Below are 16,073 nucleotides of genomic sequence, written 5' to 3' on the forward strand. Positions count from 1 at the left end.
CCGGACCTCAACGCCCCTGCAGCCGGGCCGACTTGAGCGCCATGTGGAGCAGCAGCCGGGCCTCGCCGTCGGACAGGTCCAGGTCGGTCAGCTGCTCGACGCGCGAGAGCCGGTAGTACAGCGTCTGCCGGTGTATCCCCAGCTGCGCGGCGGTGCGTCCGGCCTGGCCCGCGCAGTCCAGATAGATCTCGGCGGTACGTGCCATCTCGCGGTGCGCGGGCTCCAGCAGCCGCGCCACCGCGGGGTCGACCGCGCCGCCGGTGGGCAGCGCGGTGAGCATCCGGTACGCCCCCAGCTCGGCCCAGCGCGCCACCGGGCCGAGCTGCGGTTCGGCCCGTGCCGCCCGTGCCGCCGAACGCGCCTCGCGCCAGAGGGCGCCCAGCTCGCCGAGCCCCTGGCGGGGAGCGCTCACGCCGGCGAACGCCCGTACCCCCGCGGGCTGTTCAGGGGTCTGCACTGCTCGCAGCAGCCGCTGCGCGGCCCCCTGGGCGGCGTCGAGCGCGCCCGGAGCTCGCAGCCGTACCAGTGCGGCGACCAGCCCCGGCTGCTCCCGCCCGGAGGGCAGCACGGCGAGCACCGGCACCTGCGGTACGGCCGCGGGCCCCGCGGTGCCGGCGGCGAGCGGCCAGGGCCCGACCGCCAGCGCCGCGAGCGGGCCCTCCGCCACCGGACCGAGCGCGCGCCGCAACTCGTCCCTGGCCTGCTCCGCCTCCTGCCGGTCGGTGGCGGTCAGCGCCGCCCGCAGCAGATCGCCGAGCCAGGCGCCGGTGCGCGCCTGGGAGGCGAGCAGCGCGCCGATCCGCGCGGCGAGGTCCATGGCGTCGAGCAGCCGGGGGTCGTCGGGAGTGGGCAGCCCCTCGTCGAGCAGCCACACATAGCCGTGGACGACTCCGCCGTGGCGGGCGGGCAGACAGATCCGGCCCTTGACGACCCCGGCCGCGGGCTCTGCCGGGATGCGCACCGGGGCGGCGGCACGGGTGATGCCGAAGCGTTCGAACCAGGCACGCACCGCCGCGGTGGACCGCCGCTGCATGATCGTGCGGGTGCGCACCGGGTCCTGCACGAGCTCCGCGTCGTCGCCCGCGCTCTCGTGCGCGCCGAAGGCGATGAGCTCGAAATCGCGGTTCTCCAGCGTCGCGGGGGTGCCGAGCAGCGCCGACACCTCGTCGATCAGGGTCTGGAAATCCTCGCTCATGGGGTGCGTCTCTTCCTGCCAGGGGCGCTTCGTCGCGCCGTGCCGCTCGACCCATTCTCATACAGGTGTCTGAGATCGGGGACACGGATGCGTGACAGCTGTCGATGGCAGTACGACAGCGCGATCCTTAGGTTTCACGGTGGCTGACCTTGGCCGTTCCCGCTCGATCCTGGAGGTGCCCCGTGCTGGGTCCCGTGCTTCTCGCGGCCGCGCGCAGCGACAGCATCCGCCGGCTGGTCTCGGCCGCGCCCATCACCCGTCCCGTGGTGAACCGCTACATCGCGGGCGAAAGCCTCGACCAGTGCCTGGAGTCAGTGCGCACGCTCGCCGACCGCGGCATCGAGGTCACCATCGACTTCCTGGGCGAGGACATCACCGAACGCTCCGAGGCGCTGCGCAACCGCGACGCCTATCTCGCCCTCACCGAGGCGCTGGCCGTCGAGGGGCTGGGGGAGCGGGCCGAGATGTCGGTGAAGCTCTCCGCCTTCGGGCAGGCGCTGCCCGGCGGGCACGACCTCGCCCTCGCCAATGTGGTCCCGGTGGTCGAGGCGGCCGCCGAGGCCGGCACCACGGTGACCCTCGACATGGAGGACCACACCACCGTCGACTCCACTCTCGCGATCCTCTCCGAGCTGCGGCGCAGCCACCCGGAGACCGGTGCGGTGGTGCAGTCCTATCTCTTCCGGACCGAGGAGGACTGCCACGCGCTCGCCGGGGAAGGCTCACGGGTGCGGCTGGTCAAGGGCGCGTACAACGAGCCCGCCGAGGTCGCCCACCAGGACAAGCGCGAGGTGGATCTGGCGTTCGTCCGGTGTCTGAAGATCCTCATGGCGGGCAAGGGCTACCCCATGATCGGCTCGCACGACCCGCGGATGGTCGCCATCGCCGAGGAGCTCGCCCGCCGCCACGGCCGCAAGCCGGGCGAGTACGAGTTCCAGATGCTGTACGGCATCCGCGAGGCCGAGCAGGACCGCCTCGTGGCGGAGGGACACCGGATGCGCGCATACATTCCCTACGGCACCGACTGGTACGGATACTTCATGCGACGCCTCGCGGAGCGCCCGGCGAACCTCGCCTTCTTCCTCCGCTCGCTGGTCAGCCGGGGCTGATCCGGGGCCGCTGCCCACCCGTACAACGGAACGCCACAACGGAACACCTGTACAACGGAACACCTCCGGCGAGACACACCCCCGGCCCGCCGAGACCGCACAAGATCTGCTCGCACCCCCTTCCCGACCCCGAAGGAGACATGGCAACCATGGACGCTGTGACCCACGTCCCCGCTCCGTACAACGAGCCGGTGCACTCCTACGCGCCCGGCAGCCCGGAGCGCGCCCGCCTGGAGCGCAAGCTCAAGGAGCTCGCGGACAACCCGATCGATCTCCCGATGACGATCAACGGCGAGAAGCGCATGGGCGGTGGCGAGCGGTTCGACGTCGTACAGCCGCACAACCACCGCGCGGTCCTCGGCACGTACGCCAACGCCACCCGTCAGGACGCCCAGGACGCCATCGACGCGGCGCTCGCCGCCGCCCCGGCCTGGCGCGCCACCTCCTTCGACGACCGTGCGGCGATCCTGCTCAAGGCCGCCGACCTGCTCTCCGGCCCCTGGCGCGAGACGATCGCCGGCTCGACGATGCTCGGCCAGTCCAAGACCGCACAGCAGGCGGAGATCGACGCTCCCTGCGAGCTGGTCGACTTCTGGCGCTTCAACGTGCACTTCGCCCGCGAACTGCTCACCGAGCAGCCCCCGATGCAGCCCCACGGCATCTGGAACCGGATGGACCACCGTCCGCTGGAGGGCTTCGTCTACGCCATCACACCGTTCAACTTCACCGCCATCGCCGGCAACCTGCCGACCGCTCCGGCGCTGATGGGCAACGTGGTGGTCTGGAAGCCGTCCCCGACCCAGACCCACTCGGCGATCCTGCTGATGGAGCTGCTGGAGGAGGCCGGGCTGCCCAAGGGCGTCATCAACCTGGTCACCGGCGACGGCAAGGACGTCTCCGAAGTGGCCCTGCCGCACCCGGAGTTGGCCGGTGTCCACTTCACCGGCTCGACCGCCACCTTCCAGTACCTCTGGCAGCAGGTCGGCAACAACATCTCCGGCTACCGCTCCTACCCGCGCATCGTGGGCGAGACCGGCGGCAAGGACTTCATCGTCGCCCACCCGACCGCCGACCCGGCGATCCTGAAGACCGCCATCACCCGCGGTGCCTTCGAGTACCAGGGCCAGAAGTGCTCGGCCGCCTCGCGCGCGTACGTGCCGCGCTCGATCTGGGAGGGCGGGCTGCGGGACGAGCTGGCCGCCGAGACCGACAGCCTGACCATGGGCGACGTCTCGGACCTGAGCAACTTCGTCGGCGCCGTCATCGACGACCGGGCCTTCGCCAAGAACAAGGCCGCGATCGACCGTGCCAAGCAGGCCCCGAACTGCGAGATCGTCGCGGGCGGCAGCTACGACGACTCGGTCGGCTACTTCGTCCGTCCGACCGTCATCGCCTGCTCCGACCCGGACGACGAGCTCTTCAAACAGGAGTACTTCGGCCCGATCCTGGCCGTCCACGTCTACGAGGACGAGGACTACGACCGGGTCGTGGACCAGATGGAGTCCGTCTCCGCCTACGCGCTGACCGGCGCCGTGCTGGCCAAGGACCGGGCCGTGCTGGCCAGGACCTCGGAGAAGCTGCGCTTCGCGGCGGGCAACTTCTACCTCAACGACCGTCCGACCGGCTCCATCGTCGGCCAGCAGCCCTTCGGCGGCGGCCGTGCCTCCGGCACCAACGACAAGGCCGGCTCCAAGTTCAACCTGATCCGCTGGATGTCGCCGCGCGCCATCAAGGAGACCATGGTGGCGCCGACCGACTACCGGTACCCGCACATGGGCTGACCCCCCGGCCCGGTGCGTACCGAGGCCCGCCGTCGCGCACACCCCCCCGTGCGCCGCGGCGGGCCTCGCCTCTTGCCTCCCGGCCCGCGTCACGCCCGGCCTTTCGCCCGCCCGGCACCTGCCCGGCATCCGTACGGTGCGTCCGTCCCGCGTGCCGGCCCCGCGCTCGCCGTCACCCGCCGTGCGGGCGGAGCACGTGGACCTGTTCGCCGTCCTCCCACTCGCCGGTCGGGACGAAGCCGAGCGAGGGGTAGAGCCGCGCCGCCACCCCGTTCTCCGGGTGGTGGGAGAGCCGGATCTCCCGGCAGTCGGGTCGCTCCGCGAGCAGGTGCAGCAGCAGCCGCAGCGCGACCCGCCCGACCCCGTCCCCCTGGCGTTCGGCGTCGACCATCACGCCGCCGATCCAGTACGTGCCGTCGTCCGGGTCCCGGCCCCACATCAGATGCCCGACCACCTCGTCGTCGGCCAGGACGCCCAGGGAGTTCCACACCTCCTCGCGCAGCGAGAGCAGTACATAGCGCGCGGCCAGTGCCGCCACGTGCTCGCGCTGGTCGTCGCGGGGGCGCACATCGGCGATCGCCCGCCAGTTGTCCTCGTCCACCGGGACGAGCGTCACGGTCCTGCCCAGCCGGTCGTGCGGTGCGCCGCGGAAGGGGCCGGAGAAGTCGTCGTACGCGGTTGTCTCTGTCACGGCGAGGCATACGATCACAGGGGGAGCTCGTACGCATCTGCTTTACGAAGGGCGGCCAGACCTCCATGCCGATTCGCGCCGTGCTGTGGGACGTTGACGACACCCTCTTCGACTACACCAACTGCGACCGGGCCGCGGCCCTGGAACATCTGGCAGCCGAGGAGCTGCTGGCGCGCTACCGCTCGGCGGACGCGGCGCTCGGCCACTGGCAGGAGGTGATGCGGGAGTGCTACTCCCGTTTCGCCGCCGGTGAGCTGAGCTTCGCCGCGCACCGCCGCGAACGCGCCAGAGCAGTGGCTCGCGGACCTCTCACCGACACCGAGGCGGACCAGTGGTTCGGCCGCTATGTCGAGCGCTACGAAGCGCGCTGGGCGCTCTTCCCCGACGTGCTGCCCGCGCTGGACACGGTGGCCCGCACCAGGCGCCAGGGGGTGCTCTCCAACTCCTATGCGGCGAACCAGGACCGCAAGCTGCGCCGGCTGGGCATCAGGGACCGTTTCGAGGTGCTGGTCTGCTCCGCTGAGCTGGGGTGCGCGAAGCCGGAGCCGGAGGCGTTCGAGGCCGCCTGCCTGGCGCTCGGCCTGGAGCCGGACGAGGTGGCGTACGTCGGCGACCGGCTGGACATCGACGCGGGCGCCGCCGCGGAGGCGGGCCTGAGCGGGATCTGGCTGGACCGGTACGGGTCCTCGCGCGAGCCCGTTCCGACGGGTGTCCGGCGCATCGGGACGCTCGCCGAACTGCCCGCGCTGCTCGGTGAGTTGGACGACGACCGGCGGGCTTCCGAGGCGCTCCCGGACGGCTTCTGGGCCCGTACCGCCTCCGCGGAAGGCGTGGGGCCCGTCGAGCCCTCCGGGATCACCGCAGGTCAGCCGGGGTCGCGTCTCACATAGTAGGAAGGCCAACTAACTGGCGGGACATCGGGGCGATTCGCTTCTACCTTTGGAGACAGCCGAATGGCTCGCTCCACCAGCGACTGGCGGTCGAGGCGCGGTGCTCACGCGGGTGACCCCCGCAGCGCCGCACGCCCCCGCCCCTTTGCGGCACGAAACGAACCGCTTGTTCTCCGGTCCTTTCTGCTGAAGGAGCTCATCATGGATGCCACGACTCGTCGTCGTACCCGCCGCGTTGCCCGTACCGACCAGGCCGACCGCAAGAACGCCGCCGCGGCGCTGCAGCGGGCGCTGGACCGTCGCGACAACGGCGGCTCCACCGGCCACTGACGGCGGTGCGGCGCCGCCGCGCCACACGCACCGACACCGTGCGTCCGTATCGCGGACGCACGGTGTCACCACCTGGGACGAGGAGTAGGGTCGCCGCATGGCGCGCAGCATCAATCTCGCAGTAATTCCCGGCGACGGCATCGGCACCGAGGTCGTGTCCCAGGGGCTCAAGGTCCTCCGTGCGGTGCTTCCGCAGGAAGTGAAGCTGGAGACCGAGGAGTACGACCTCGGGGCGCGCAGATGGCACGCCACCGGCGAGACCCTGCCGGACTCGGAGATGGAGCGGCTGAAGGCGCACGACGCCATTTTGCTCGGCGCCATCGGCGACCCGTCCGTCCCCTCCGGGGTCCTGGAGCGGGGGCTGCTGCTCAAACTCCGGTTCGCCTTCGACCACTTCGTGAACCTGCGGCCGTCCAGGCTGTTCCCGAACACCGCGACCCCGCTGGCCGGTGACCCGGAGATCGACTTCGTGGTCGTCCGCGAGGGCACCGAGGGCCCGTACGTCGGCAACGGCGGCAGCCTGCGCACCGGCACCCCCGCCGAGGTCGCCACCGAGGTCAGCCTCAACACCGCACACGGCGTCGAGCGCGTCGTGCGCGACGCCTACGAGCGGGCGAACGCCCGCCCGCGCAAGAAGCTGACCCTGGTCCACAAGAACAACGTGCTCGTGTACGCGGGCCACCTGTGGAAGAACATCTTCGACCGGGTCGGCCGGGAGTACCCCGAGGTCACCACCGACTATCTGCACGTCGACGCGGCGACCATCTTCCTGGTCAACGACCCCGCACGGTTCGACGTGATCGTCACCGACAACCTCTTCGGCGACATCCTCACCGATCTCGCGGCAGCCATCACCGGCGGCATCGGCCTCGCGGCCTCGGGCAACATCAACCCCACCGGCGAGTTCCCCTCGATGTTCGAGCCGGTGCACGGTTCCGCGCCGGACATCGCGGGCACCGGCAAGGCCGACCCGACCGCGACGATCCTCTCCGTGGCGCTGCTGCTCCAGCACCTGGGGCTGACCGCCGAGGCGGCCCGGGTCGAGGAGGCCGTCACGGCCGATCTGCACGAACGTGCCGCGCTGGGCGCACGCACCACCGACGAGATCGGTGACGCCGTCGCCGTACGGGTATCCGGCTGACGCCGGCGCCGTACTGCGACCCCGTACTGATCGACGCGGATCACGTATCACTCACAGCACAGCAGCCGGAACCACGCCCTCCGGGAGGGCGAACGCATCCGGCTGCTGTGCTATTCGGCGGTTGGGTGCGACCATCAACCCGGGACCGCCACCCCACTCCCGTATGCGACCACCGGCGCGCGATAATCGAACCGCGGGCCGCGGCAACAGGAGACTCCCGGACGCCGAACACACGTGAGCGGTCCACAGGAACACGGAAGTGAAGGACGCGCTCATGACGACGGCCCGTATCGGATTCGACCTCAAGCCCTCCGCGCAGCCGCTGCCGGACGAGGAGCGGGAGGCGGTCCTCGCCAACCCCGGCTTCGGACGCCACTTCACCGACCACATGGTCACCATCAAATGGAGCGAGGGCAAAGGCTGGCACGACGCCCAGCTGGAGCCGTACGCCCCGCTGCAGATGGACCCGGCCAACATGACGCTGCACTACGGGCAGTCGATCTTCGAGGGCCTCAAGGCGTACCGGCAGACCGACGGTTCGGTCGCGCTCTTCCGTCCGGACGCCAACGCCCAGCGCTTCCAGCGCTCGGCCCGGCGGCTGGCGATGCCGGAGCTGCCGGTCGAGGCGTTCATCGAGGCGTGCGAGCTGCTGGTGCGCCAGGACCGGTCGTGGGTCCCCGGGGTGGGCGAGGAGTCGCTGTACCTGCGTCCGTTCATGTTCGCGAGCGAGGTCGGGCTCGGGGTGAAGCCGGCCAACGAGTACCTGTTCATGGTGATCGCCTCCCCGGCCGGTGCGTACTTCCCCGGCGGCATCAAGCCGGTCTCGGTGTGGCTGTCCGAGGAGTACACCCGGGCCTCTCCCGGCGGCACCGGTGAGGCCAAGTGCGCGGGGAACTACGCCGCTTCGCTCGTCGCGCAGGCCGAGGCCGCCCAGCAGGGCTGCGACCAGGTCGTCTGGCTCGACGCGGTGGAGCACCGGTACGTCGAGGAGATGGGCGGGATGAACCTGTACTTCGTGCAGGGTTCGGGCGCGGACGCCCGTGTCGTCACGCCCCGCCTCACCGGCACGCTGCTGCCGGGCATCACCCGCCACTCGCTGCTCACCATCGCCGAGGACCTCGGCTACGCCACCGGCGAGGTCCAGCTCTCCACCGAGGACTGGCAGCGCGGGAACGCCGACGGCAGCATCTCGGAGGTCTTCGCCTGCGGCACGGCGGCCGTCATCACGCCGGTCGGCACCGTGAAGTCGGCCCGGGCGCAGTGGACGGTCGGCGACGGCGAGCCCGGCGAGTTGACCCGCAAGCTCCGCGAGACGCTGCTCGCCCTCCAGTCCGGCTCGATCGAGGACCGGCACGGCTGGCTGCACCGGGTGGCCTGAGCGCGATCCGTCCGTGCGGGCGTCCCCGGCGCAGATGTGCCGGGGGACGCCCGCACGCGCACGTTCCCGAGTCGGCCGTGTCGCTGCACCGCCGCTTCGCCGCCGACTCGCGCCCGCCCGGGCCCCGTTCCGGATGATGAGACGTCGTCCCGGGGGCGGTTGCGGTGTGCAAGACTTCCCGTGTGCTTTCGACCGTCATGATTATTGGCGACAGCGCGCCGGTCCGCAGTGACCTCTGACCGCAGGGAAACCCAGGCGGCAGCGGACACCGTGCCCCAGACCCGCGCGCAGACCTCTCGCACCCGCGAGGGGTCTTTTCGTTTTACGGCCCACCTTCGCCGTACCGGAAAGCGCACGGGATGATGGGGCAAGTGGAGCCATCTATTCCGGTCCCACTCCCATCCGTAGGAGCCAGAGCAGCATGACCACGGACGTCACCGACTCATTCCACGTCTTCGACACCACGCTCCGCGACGGCGCGCAGCGCGAGGGCATCAACCTCACCGTCGCGGACAAGCTCACCATCGCCCGCCACCTCGACGACTTCGGCGTCGGCTTCATCGAAGGCGGCTGGCCCGGCGCCAACCCGCGCGACACCGAGTTCTTCCAGCGGGCCCGCGAGGAGATCGACTTCCGGCACGCACAGCTCGTCGCCTTCGGCGCCACCCGCAGGGCCGGTACGCGCGCGGCGGACGATCCGCAGGTCGTCGCGCTCGCGGACTCCGGCGCCCCGGTGGTGACCATCGTCGCCAAGTCCCACGACCGCCACGTGGAGTTGGCCCTGCGGACCACGCTGGAGGAGAACCTGGCGATGGTCGCGGACACGGTCGGCTACCTCCGCGAGCGCGGCTGCCGGGTCTTCGTGGACTGCGAGCACTTCTTTGACGGCCACCGGGCCAACCGCGCGTACGCCACCGAGGTCGTCGCCACCGCGCACCGGGCCGGCGCCGATGTCGTCGTCCTGTGCGACACCAACGGCGGGATGCTGCCCTCCCAGGTGCACCGAGTCGTCGCCGAGGTGCTGGCGGACACCGGCGCCCGCCTGGGCATCCACGCCCAGGACGACACCGGCTGCGCGGTCGCCAACACCCTCGCCGCGGTCGAGGGCGGCGCCACCCACGTCCAGTGCACCGCCAACGGCTACGGCGAGCGGGTCGGCAACGCGAACCTCTTCCCGGTCGTCGCGGCGCTCCAGCTCAAGCACGGGCGCACCGTCGTGCCGCCTGCCGCGCTGCCGGAGATGACACGCATCTCGCACGCCATCGCCGAGGTCGTCAACCTCACCCCCTCCACCCACGAGCCGTACGTCGGAGTCTCCGCCTTCGCCCACAAGGCCGGACTGCACGCCTCCGCGATCAAGGTCGACCCCGACCTCTACCAGCACACCGACCCCGAACTCGTCGGCAACTCGATGCGCATGCTGGTCTCCGACATGGCCGGCCGCGCCTCCGTCGAGCTCAAGGGCAAGGAGCTCGGCTACGACCTCACCGGCGACCGCGACCTCGTCGGCCGGGTCGTCGCCCGGGTCAAGGAGCAGGAGCTCAAGGGCTACACCTACGAGGCCGCCGACGCCTCCTTCGAGCTGCTGCTGCGCGACGAGGTGCACGCGAGCCCGGAGAGCGGAGGCAGCCGCCACGGCGGTGCCAAGCGCTACTTCCGGGTGGAGTCCTGGCGCGCCATCGCCGAGGAGCGGCCCGACGGTTCGCACGCCAACGAGGCGACCGTACGGGTGTGGGCGAAGGGCGAGCGCGCGGTCGCCACCGGCGAGGGCAACGGTCCGGTGAACGCGCTGGACCGGGCCCTGCGCGTCGCGCTGGAGAGCGTCTACCCGCAGCTGGCGCGGCTGGAGCTGGTCGACTACAAGGTGCGCATCCTGGAGGGCCGGCACGGAACGAACTCCACGACCCGGGTCCTCATCTCCACCAGTGACGGGAGCGCGGAGTGGTCCACCGTCGGCGTCGCGGAGAACGTCATCGCCGCCTCCTGGCAGGCGCTCGACGACGCGTACACCTACGGGCTGCTGAAGGCCGGCGTCGAGCCCACCGAGTGAACGGACGGGCCGGGCGCCGCCGGGAGAGAAGACGACATTTGTCAGTCCGTGGCGCGGCTGCGGGTACGGGCCGAGGGGCCGGGCGGGTTGTCGGGCTCGAACAAAGGGCTCCGAGCCCCGTCCGGCCCGGCGGCCCGGCCCGGTTCCCGACGTGCACGACACCTCCCGGGGCTCGGGCCGAGCCCGCTCGGCGTACCCGACCAGGCAGAACCGAGGGTTACGGTCCGGTGATCGGCAGCTGTGGAACCCCTACAGCGCAGATGACAGCGAATTGCAGATGTCCGGCATCGACCGTCCGCCCGTGCGGCGGTTCTGTGCAGCACAGCCATGAAAGCCCGGCCGAGACTGTACGAATCTGACGAGGGCGTTTGGCGAGCCTGTTTCGTAGGGTCTGTACATGACCGATCTCGCCCAGGACACCGCCGCCCCGATCGACGCCCGTGGCCGCACCGCAGAACTGCACGCCATCCGCGCGCAGGCCGTCGCGGGGCCCGGTGAGCGCGCCACCCAGGCGCAGCACGCCAAGGGGAAGCTGACGGTCCGGGAGCGGATCGCGCTGCTCCTGGACGAGGACTCCTTCCACGAGGTGGAGACCCTGCGCAGGCACCGGGCGACCGGCTTCGGCCTGGAGGACAAGAAGCCGTACACCGACGGTGTGGTGACCGGCTGGGGCACGGTCCACGGCCGCACGGTCTTCGTCTACGCCCACGACTTCCGCATCTTCGGCGGTGCGCTCGGCGAGGCGCACGCGCAGAAGATCCACAAGCTGATGGACATGGCGATCGCCGCCGGTGCGCCGCTGGTCTCGCTGAACGACGGAGCGGGCGCCCGTATCCAGGAGGGCGTCTCGGCGCTGGCCGGCTACGGCGGCATCTTCCAGCGCAACACCCGCGCCTCGGGCGTCATCCCGCAGATCTCGGTCATGCTCGGCCCCTGCGCGGGCGGCGCCGCCTACAGCCCGGCGCTGACCGACTTCGTCTTCATGGTGCGGGACACCTCGCAGATGTTCATCACCGGCCCGGACGTCGTCCAGGCGGTGACGGGCGAGGAGATCTCGCAGAACGGGCTGGGCGGCGCCGACGTCCACGCCGGCACCTCGGGTGTGGCGCACTTCGCCTACGACGACGAGGAGTCGTGCCTGGAGGAGGTGCGCTTCCTGCTCTCCATGCTGCCGCAGAACAACCGCGAGAACCCGCCGGTCGTCGAGAGCGAGGACCCGGCGGACCGCAGCGGTGACTCCCTGCTGGAGCTGGTGCCCGCCGACGGCAACCGCCCCTACGACATGCACAAGGTGATCGAGGAGCTCGTCGACGACGGCGACTACCTGGAGATCCACGAGCGCTGGGCGACCAACATCATCTGTGCGCTGGCGCGGATGGACGGCCAGGTCGTCGGCATCGTCGCCAACCAACCGCAGTCCCTGGCCGGGGTGTTGGACATCCACGCCTCGGAGAAGGCCGCGCGCTTCGTGCAGATGTGCGACGCCTTCAACATCCCGATCCTGACCCTGCTGGACGTGCCCGGATTCCTGCCCGGCGTCGACCAGGAGCACGGCGGCATCATCCGCCACGGCGCCAAGCTGCTCTACGCCTACTGCAACGCCACGGTGCCCCGGATCTCGGTGGTCCTGCGCAAGGCGTACGGCGGCGCCTACATCGTGATGGACTCCCAGTCCATCGGCGCCGACCTCACCTACGCCTGGCCGACGAACGAGATCGCGGTGATGGGCGCGGAGGGCGCGGCCAACGTCATCTTCCGCCGGCAGATCGCCGCCGCCGACGATCCGGAGGCGATGAGGGCGCGGATGGTCAAGTCGTACAAGGCCGAGCTGATGCACCCGTACTACGCGGCCGAGCGCGGCCTGGTGGACGACGTGATCGACCCGGCGCAGACCCGGCACGTGCTCATCAACTCGCTGGCGATGCTCCGCAGCAAGCACGCGGATCTGCCGTCCCGCAAGCACGGCAACCCGCCGCAGTGAGCGTGTCCGACACACACCCGCAGGAACAGGCAACACCGAGCAGCACGGACAGCGATCAGCTGTACAGCTGAAGAGCAGTCACCGCCGCGGCGCCCGAGCGTCGCGCACCGATCCTCATCACCGCCGCGCGAAGGAGAGCCGAAATGAGCGTTCCGCAGACGTCCAGCCTGGTCCGGGTCGAGAAGGGCACCGCGAGCGACGAGGAGCTCGCCGCCGTGACGGCGCTGCTGCTGGCCAGGGCGGCGCACGGCCGGCCGAGCGAGCCGCAGGGCCCGCACCGCCGCAGCGTGGCGGGCTGGCGTCGACTGGAGCGTGCCGGCGGCTTCCGGGCCCCGCACAGCTGGCAGGGCTGAGCGCCGGGTCCCACGAAGGATCCAGCACCGGGACCACACGAAAGAGCGGTGTGCGACGGCTTCCCCGCAGGGGCTGTCGCACACCGCTCTTTCGTGTCCCGCGGGCTCCGCGAGGCGGAGCCGAGGAGACTCTCAGCTGTCCGCCGGAGCCTCCATGAGTATGGTGCGCTCGGGATTGGCCGTGGCGGCCGGCAGTACGACACCCGGGGCCTCGTACGGGCTCTGGTGCGGGGTGAGCTCGTCGGCATCGGTGAGATGGGCCAAGGTGGTGCGCCGGGGGTTGGCCGTGTTGCGCATGATCATGGTCGTCTTCACTGGGAGTTATGCCTTCGCTTGTCTATGCTGGGCGAGCTGTAAATCTCGAGAATATGCCCGCTTTCCCGCTCGCCGGGCGACGCGGAGGAATCCCCGCCTGTGAGCTTCCTCACCAACAGGCGGGCATTCGCGTCAATTCGGACGGTATCCCGGAGGGCTCGAAGGGACATCCCCGTATCAATGCGCGCAGAACGCCGAGGGGTATCCCTACCGGGACAGCTTGCCACGCAGGTCGTTCGCTCGTAAACGCCCGAATTGCTCCTGGTTCATACTCACGATCCGTCACATCGTGATCTCTCAGTGTCACCTATGTCACAGGTCGATTCCCGGCCCTTGTTGGACATCCGGCACTGTGCTGGAATTCCACGGACCGCCGTGGGACAACAACCGGCGCGCACGGGGCGCAGAGCAGCGCCGCGCGGCGGCCCTGGGGAAGCACGTCGGTCACTCACGACCGCCGGAAGGCCCTGTGAAAGCTTCCGGCTCAACACCGTCCCGCCGCACTCCGGCGGGGCGCCCGGTCCAGAGGTTGCGACGCTAGTGCAGGGACGTTTCAAAAGGGACAGCAAGGCTGCAGCGGCTTCGGAGCTGCGCGGGTCCAACGACCGCGGCTCTGCTCCACAGCGTGCGCAGGAAGACGACCAGTCACCGCTCGTGCGGAATCTCGACGGTGCGGGCGCGGACAGCGCCGCCGCCGAGGAGAAACCCCAGGGCGGGGCCACGGCCGAGGCGGAGCCCAGCGCGGGCTCCCGGCTTCTGCTGCGCAACTGGCGGATCAGCACCCGGCTCGTCTCCCTGCTCGCACTGCCCGTCGTCGCCGCGACCGCCCTCGGTGCCTTCCGTGTCGTCGACGCCAACGAAGAGGCCGCGCAGCTCGAGAACATGCAGCTGCTGACGGAGATGACGCAGCAGGCCACCGCGCTGGCCGCCGCCCTCCAGGAGGAGCGCGACCGCTCCGCGGGCCCGATGACGGCGCACGGCAACGCCAAGGACGACGCGGTCGCCGCCCCCAGGGAGCGCAGCGACCAGGCGAAGAAGGCCTTCGACGAGAAGAGCAAGGAGTTCTCGGGCGACAGCCAGGAGCTGGCCGGCGTCCGGGCCACGGTCGTGAGCATCGGCAGCCAGCTCGGCCTGCTGAAGGACATCAGGGACCGCTCCTACGAGAACGACGCCGCGATCGCCGAGACCGTCAGCGACTACAACCGCATCATCGAGTCGCTGCTCACGCTCTCGCAGGACATGGCACAGGCCACCAGCAACCCGGAGATGATCAACAGCACCCGGGCGCTGGCCGCGTTCTCCACCTCCAAGGAGTACGCCTCCATCCAGCGCGCGATCATCAGCGCCGGACTGGCCAACCCCGACGGCGCCAAGCTCTCGGAGAACGACCGCCGCTTCGGCGGCACCGCCAAGGACAACGAGGACGCCGCCCTGGCGCGGTTCACGGTGATCTACGGCGACGGCGCGGAGCAGCTCATCAAGTCGCTGACCGGCGGCATCGTCAACATCGCCTCCGCGGACGCGTACGCCAGCCGGGTCTTCAAGAGCGCCGACGGCATCAGGGCCGACCAGCGCTCGTACATGGACTGGTACGACCAGGACCGCACGAAGATCGACGAGATGGAGAAGATCGAGACCACTCTCCTGACGGAGATGGAGCAGCAGGCCCGTCAGCTGGGCAAGGAGGCGGAGCGGGAGGTCATCCTCAACATCGCCTTCATCGTCCTGGTCCTCGGCATCTCGCTCATCGGCGCCTTCGTGGTGGCCCGCGCGATGGTCAAATCGCTGCGCCGCCTCCAGGACACGGCGCAGGAGGTCTCCCGCCGGCGGCTGCCCGAGCTGGTCAAGCAGCTCTCGGAGTCGGACCCGCAGGAGGTCGACACCACCGTCGAGTCCGTCGGTGTGCACAGCCGGGACGAGATCGGCCGGGTCGCCGCGGCCTTCGACGACGTGCACCGCGAGGCCGTCCGCCTCGCAGGTGAGCAGGCCCTGCTGCGGGGCAACGTCAACGCGATGTTCACCAACCTCTCGCGCCGCAGCCAGGGACTCATCCAGCGCCAGCTCTCGCTGATCTCCGAGCTCGAATCCCGCGAGGCCGACCCCGACCAGCTGGCCTCGCTGTTCAAGCTCGACCACCTCGCGACCCGTATGCGCCGGAACGGCGAGAACCTGCTGGTCCTCGCCGGCGAGGAGCCCGGGCGCCGCTGGACGCGTCCCGTACCGCTGGTCGACGTGCTGCGCGCCGCCGCGTCCGAGGTGGAGCAGTACGAGCGCATCGAGCTGAGCGGTGTGCCGACCATCGAGGTCGCCGGACGCGTGGTCAACGACCTCGTGCACCTGCTCGCCGAGCTGCTGGAGAACGCCACCTCCTTCTCCTCGCCGCAGACCAAGGTCAAGGTCACCGGGCACACGCTGCCCGACGGGCGGGTGCTGGTGGAGATCCACGACACCGGCATCGGCCTCTCTCCCGAGGACCTCTCCGCGATCAATGAGCGGCTCAACAGCCCGCCCACCGTGGACGTCTCGGTCTCCCGCCGGATGGGCCTGTTCGTGGTCGGCCGCCTCTCGCTGCGGCACGGCATCCGCATCCAGCTCCGCCCCTCCGACTCCGGCGGTACGACCGCGCTGGTCATGCTGCCCGTCGACGTCACCCAGAGCGGCCAGGCAGCCAGGGACAAGGCCGGACCCGGCGGCGCCGGCGCGCCCGCGCCCCGGCTCCAGAAGCCGCAGGGCGGCACCCCCGGCACCAGCAGGCTCGGCGCACTGCCCACCCGCGGCCAGGTCGGCGGCGGCGGAGCGCGCCCCGCGCTGCCCGGTGCCGGGCGGCTCGGTGGCGGTCCGGGCGGCCCGGGCGGGCCG

13 protein-coding genes are annotated in these 16,073 nt (G+C 70.8%); 10 read left to right on the forward strand and 3 right to left on the reverse strand.

Annotation, left to right across the window (positions count from 1 at the left end; translation table 11 throughout):
- Nucleotides 1-7: 7 nt before the first annotated feature.
- Nucleotides 8-1,195 carry a CdaR family transcriptional regulator gene (locus tag MTQ01_RS16825; RefSeq protein WP_247491245.1) on the reverse strand — a complete coding sequence of 396 codons (1,188 nt, stop codon included), beginning with the start codon at nucleotides 1,193-1,195 and terminating at the stop codon, nucleotides 8-10.
- 182 nt (nucleotides 1,196-1,377) lie between these two features.
- On the opposite strand from MTQ01_RS16825, the gene MTQ01_RS16830 reads away from it, so the two are divergent.
- A complete protein-coding gene (locus MTQ01_RS16830) occupies nucleotides 1,378-2,304 on the forward strand; it encodes a proline dehydrogenase family protein (RefSeq protein ID WP_247491247.1) in 927 nt (308 codons plus the stop codon).
- Nucleotides 2,305-2,453: 149 nt separating this feature from the next.
- Complete coding sequence (pruA, locus tag MTQ01_RS16835; protein WP_247491249.1) at nucleotides 2,454-4,085, forward strand: L-glutamate gamma-semialdehyde dehydrogenase; 1,632 nt, start codon at nucleotides 2,454-2,456, stop codon at nucleotides 4,083-4,085.
- A 172-nt stretch (nucleotides 4,086-4,257) separates the two neighbouring features.
- On the opposite strand, the gene MTQ01_RS16840 is transcribed toward pruA, so the two are convergent.
- The gene (locus MTQ01_RS16840) at nucleotides 4,258-4,776 is read right to left on the reverse strand and encodes a GNAT family N-acetyltransferase (RefSeq protein ID WP_247491251.1); all 519 of its coding nucleotides are present in this window, start codon (nucleotides 4,774-4,776) and stop codon (nucleotides 4,258-4,260) included.
- 65 nt (nucleotides 4,777-4,841) lie between these two features.
- On the opposite strand from MTQ01_RS16840, the gene MTQ01_RS16845 reads away from it, so the two are divergent.
- From MTQ01_RS16845 to MTQ01_RS16870, 7 genes are all read left to right on the forward strand, one after another.
- Nucleotides 4,842-5,666 (forward strand): HAD family hydrolase, encoded by an 825-nt coding sequence (locus MTQ01_RS16845; RefSeq protein WP_247491253.1) that lies wholly within the window; start codon nucleotides 4,842-4,844, stop codon nucleotides 5,664-5,666.
- Between the two features lie 201 nt (nucleotides 5,667-5,867).
- On the forward strand, nucleotides 5,868-5,996 hold the full coding sequence (locus MTQ01_RS24985) for a hypothetical protein (protein WP_268980880.1): 129 nt from the start codon (nucleotides 5,868-5,870) through the stop codon (nucleotides 5,994-5,996).
- Between the two features lie 97 nt (nucleotides 5,997-6,093).
- A complete protein-coding gene (locus tag MTQ01_RS16850; RefSeq protein WP_247491255.1) occupies nucleotides 6,094-7,137 on the forward strand; it encodes a 3-isopropylmalate dehydrogenase in 1,044 nt (347 codons plus the stop codon).
- Nucleotides 7,138-7,411: 274 nt separating this feature from the next.
- Complete coding sequence (locus tag MTQ01_RS16855; protein WP_247491257.1) at nucleotides 7,412-8,515, forward strand: branched-chain amino acid aminotransferase; 1,104 nt, start codon at nucleotides 7,412-7,414, stop codon at nucleotides 8,513-8,515.
- 421 nt (nucleotides 8,516-8,936) lie between these two features.
- Nucleotides 8,937-10,565, forward strand: a complete 1,629-nt coding sequence (gene cimA, locus MTQ01_RS16860; RefSeq protein WP_247491259.1) for a citramalate synthase — start codon at nucleotides 8,937-8,939, stop codon at nucleotides 10,563-10,565.
- 397 nt (nucleotides 10,566-10,962) lie between these two features.
- Nucleotides 10,963-12,546: an acyl-CoA carboxylase subunit beta gene (locus tag MTQ01_RS16865; RefSeq protein WP_247491261.1), complete on the forward strand. Its 1,584-nt coding sequence runs from the start codon at nucleotides 10,963-10,965 to the stop codon at nucleotides 12,544-12,546.
- A 143-nt stretch (nucleotides 12,547-12,689) separates the two neighbouring features.
- Nucleotides 12,690-12,899 carry an acyl-CoA carboxylase epsilon subunit gene (locus tag MTQ01_RS16870; RefSeq protein ID WP_247491263.1) on the forward strand — a complete coding sequence of 70 codons (210 nt, stop codon included), beginning with the start codon at nucleotides 12,690-12,692 and terminating at the stop codon, nucleotides 12,897-12,899.
- A 132-nt stretch (nucleotides 12,900-13,031) separates the two neighbouring features.
- On the opposite strand, the gene MTQ01_RS16875 is transcribed toward MTQ01_RS16870, so the two are convergent.
- The gene (locus tag MTQ01_RS16875; protein WP_211039610.1) at nucleotides 13,032-13,214 is read right to left on the reverse strand and encodes a hypothetical protein; all 183 of its coding nucleotides are present in this window, start codon (nucleotides 13,212-13,214) and stop codon (nucleotides 13,032-13,034) included.
- A gap of 540 nt (nucleotides 13,215-13,754) precedes the next feature.
- On the opposite strand from MTQ01_RS16875, the gene MTQ01_RS16880 reads away from it, so the two are divergent.
- The coding region (locus tag MTQ01_RS16880; RefSeq protein ID WP_247491265.1) for a nitrate- and nitrite sensing domain-containing protein at nucleotides 13,755-16,073 on the forward strand (2,319 nt) is incomplete at its 3' end.

The organism is Streptomyces sp. XM4193 (assembly GCF_023072595.1).
Classification (GTDB): domain Bacteria; phylum Actinomycetota; class Actinomycetes; order Streptomycetales; family Streptomycetaceae; genus Streptomyces.

Excerpts from the sequence above, each read along its gene's own strand:
- cimA (WP_247491259.1), top strand. The coding sequence starts at position 8,937 with ATGACCACGGACGTCACCGACTCATTCCACGTCTTCGACACCACGCTC.
- MTQ01_RS16845 (WP_247491253.1), top strand. The coding sequence starts at position 4,842 with ATGCCGATTCGCGCCGTGCTGTGGGACGTTGACGACACCCTCTTCGAC.
- MTQ01_RS16865 (WP_247491261.1), top strand. The coding sequence starts at position 10,963 with ATGACCGATCTCGCCCAGGACACCGCCGCCCCGATCGACGCCCGTGGC.
- MTQ01_RS16825 (WP_247491245.1), bottom strand. The coding sequence starts at position 1,195 with ATGAGCGAGGATTTCCAGACCCTGATCGACGAGGTGTCGGCGCTGCTC.
- MTQ01_RS16855 (WP_247491257.1), top strand. The coding sequence starts at position 7,412 with ATGACGACGGCCCGTATCGGATTCGACCTCAAGCCCTCCGCGCAGCCG.
- pruA (WP_247491249.1), top strand. The coding sequence starts at position 2,454 with ATGGACGCTGTGACCCACGTCCCCGCTCCGTACAACGAGCCGGTGCAC.
- MTQ01_RS24985 (WP_268980880.1), top strand. The coding sequence starts at position 5,868 with ATGGATGCCACGACTCGTCGTCGTACCCGCCGCGTTGCCCGTACCGAC.
- MTQ01_RS16870 (WP_247491263.1), top strand. The coding sequence starts at position 12,690 with ATGAGCGTTCCGCAGACGTCCAGCCTGGTCCGGGTCGAGAAGGGCACC.
- MTQ01_RS16850 (WP_247491255.1), top strand. The coding sequence starts at position 6,094 with ATGGCGCGCAGCATCAATCTCGCAGTAATTCCCGGCGACGGCATCGGC.